At 55.8% G+C, this 1572-nt stretch carries 2 protein-coding genes; both read left to right on the top strand.

What is annotated here, in order from left to right:
• Positions 1-169 precede the first annotated feature (169 nt).
• Positions 170-1033: a hypothetical protein gene (locus AAC035_RS21240; protein WP_339807112.1), complete on the top strand. Its 864-nt coding sequence runs from the start codon at positions 170-172 to the stop codon at positions 1031-1033.
• Positions 1034-1089: 56 nt separating this feature from the next.
• A partial coding sequence (locus AAC035_RS21235) for a VIT family protein (RefSeq protein WP_339807111.1) occupies positions 1090-1572 on the top strand: 483 nt, incomplete at its 3' end.

Here is a 1572-nt window from a genome sequence, read left to right as displayed (position 1 = left end):
TATGGTGCGTTATGTGAACAATCTGGGCACAGAAGAAGCACTTGCCTATAAAAGCAACATATTGTTCAAGCAAACCGGTGAACGATATGCCGCCCCCGGGGGCCACATCCGACCCTGGTATTATTATCTGGCCAACGTCATACCATCCCTCTGGTTCCCCCTGCCTTTGTTGCTTCTGGCCCTGTTTCGTCCGGTAAAAGAAGTGATCCGGCATCGCCCTGTCGTTCTCGTTCTGCTGGTCTGGGTTGCCCTGGTAGTCATTTTTTTCAGCATCAGTCCCGGCAAGCGAGGCGTCTACTTGTTGCCAGCCTTACCCATGTTCGCCCTGTCGCTTGCGCCGGTGCTCAGCAGCCACCCCCCCGCCCGATGGTTCCCGCTCGTTCTGACGGTCATTCATTTCTTGTTAGCCATTGTTCTGATAACCATAGGAGTCATGGCCTGGAGCGACCACCCCGGGTTAGTTGAAAACATGTCGAATTATAGCCAGAACCCGGCAAACCTGCATAAGGCCGGAACACTGGTGTTCACCATTGGCCTCGTGTGGCTGCTGGGTCTTGGCATATTCTGGCGCGCCGATGCGCTGGTGCGTTTTTTTCTGGCTTTGATGATCAGCTGGTTGCTTTACACAACCTGGGGTTACTATATTCTGGAACCCCTGCGCACCCCTCGCAATGTGCTCGCCACAGCTGAACAAAGCGTTCCGCCTCACGCGCAGCTCGGCATGATTGATTTCAAGGAACAATTTATCCTGTTCTCCAGGCTCGATTTCACTCACTTCAGTTATTTCAGCAACCGGCAGCAGGAGGAACGCAATGCCTGGTTGTGGATGAGCCAAACGCCCGACAGCTACCTTATTGTAGAGGACCTGCACGATTTTCAATGCTTCACCAGAAATGGTGGAACGTTTCTGGGTACTGCTCACCGGAAAGGCTATCGCTTACTCAGTGATGAACAACTCATGGTCAGTTGCGAGCCTCCGGATCAGGTCAAATGGTATACCACTCCAACGCCCGGCATGTGGCAGGACGACTGATCCATGCGAACGGAATCAGAAAGAGCCTACTCAGCAACTATTTCGAGACACCACTCATGAGACATACGGAAAGACATAAGACCCACCGCACAGGTTGGCTCAGAGCGGCAGTTCTGGGCGCCAATGATGGCATTGTCTCCAACGCGAGCCTTGTACTTGGCGTAGCGGCTGCGGGGGCAGGGATCGAAAGCATTCTGGTCGCTGGCATTGCCGGCCTTGTTGCCGGGGCCATGTCGATGGCCGCCGGAGAATATGTCTCGGTGAGCTCTCAGGCCGACACAGAACAGGCTGATTTGAACCGGGAGCGGGCCGAACTGACCGACAACCCGGCGCAGGAACACGCTGAGCTGACGGCGATCTACGTCCAGCGTGGACTGGATGGGGAACTGGCATCAAAGGTTGCCAGCCAGTTGATGGAATACGATGCGCTCGCTGCCCACGCCCGCGATGAACTGGGCATATCCGAAGCCCTATCCGCACGACCTGTGCAGGCGGCCTTTGCATCGGCAGGGACCTTTGCCGTTGGCGCCTCCCCGCCC

The sequence above is a fragment of the uncultured Marinobacter sp. genome, assembly GCF_963974375.1.
In the GTDB taxonomy this organism is placed as follows: Bacteria; Pseudomonadota; Gammaproteobacteria; order Pseudomonadales; family Oleiphilaceae; genus Marinobacter.
Note: the sequence above shows the minus strand (reverse complement) of the source record. Positions and strands in the feature narration are given on the sequence as shown.